Genomic DNA, 701 nt, shown 5'->3' with positions numbered 1-701 from the left:
TTCTCTTCGTTTAAATATTTTAGCTTCCCGATGACATTACTCAGAGAATATGGAATTGGACTGTCGAGTGTAAAAGACTGCAGCAGGTCGGTTCTACCATTCGTTTGAAGGAAATCTTTCTTTTGCTCGGTAATTGCATCTTGAACAACCACAACTTGGTTGTGTGCACTGAATTCACTTCGATCAACGAATAATGACTGAATCTCTTCTGAATTGAGCAACCAATAGGGTAGGAATAGTAGAGAATCATCCTCTACATCAACCTCATCCGGCCCTGGTATTCTCAATTGTTTTGCATAGGAAAGTTCTTTATATTCACCGTGCAAATCGAATACCACGAGGTTTGAAGATGGTAGTCGTGAACTTCTTTCAAGAATTGATGCAACCGTCCACGATTTACCTGAACCTGTGCTACCAAGTAGAGCAGCATGTCGCTGAAATAATTTATTTCCATCAACATAAGCGCGTGCATTTTCATTGAGTTTGTAAGAACCTAATTCAAGCGAGTTCTGTCCATTGCCACATTCAGAAATTACACGCATGAATTCTTCTAGATGGGCATCTTTAAGAATGTAACAGGTCGTGTCGATTTCAGGAACGTGGTCTAGAGATCTCGAAAACTTATATTTTTGATCGATGGCATCCCATTTAGCCCCACCCATTAACGTAATCTTGACTGTGTTGACTACGCTATCTTCAAA

The 701-nt window shown here is 40.1% G+C and carries 1 protein-coding gene; it reads right to left on the bottom strand.

From position 1 onward, the window contains the following. Positions 1–701 (bottom strand): ATP-binding protein (locus tag CWM53_RS20200; protein ID WP_133124368.1); only part of this gene is annotated, 701 nt, incomplete at both ends.

It is taken from the genome of Klebsiella sp. A-Nf5, from assembly GCF_002810545.1.
In the GTDB taxonomy this organism is placed as follows: Bacteria; Pseudomonadota; Gammaproteobacteria; order Enterobacterales; family Enterobacteriaceae; genus Klebsiella; species Klebsiella variicola.
The sequence above is the reverse complement of the archived record's forward strand: the minus strand, read 5'-3'. Positions and strand labels throughout refer to the sequence as shown.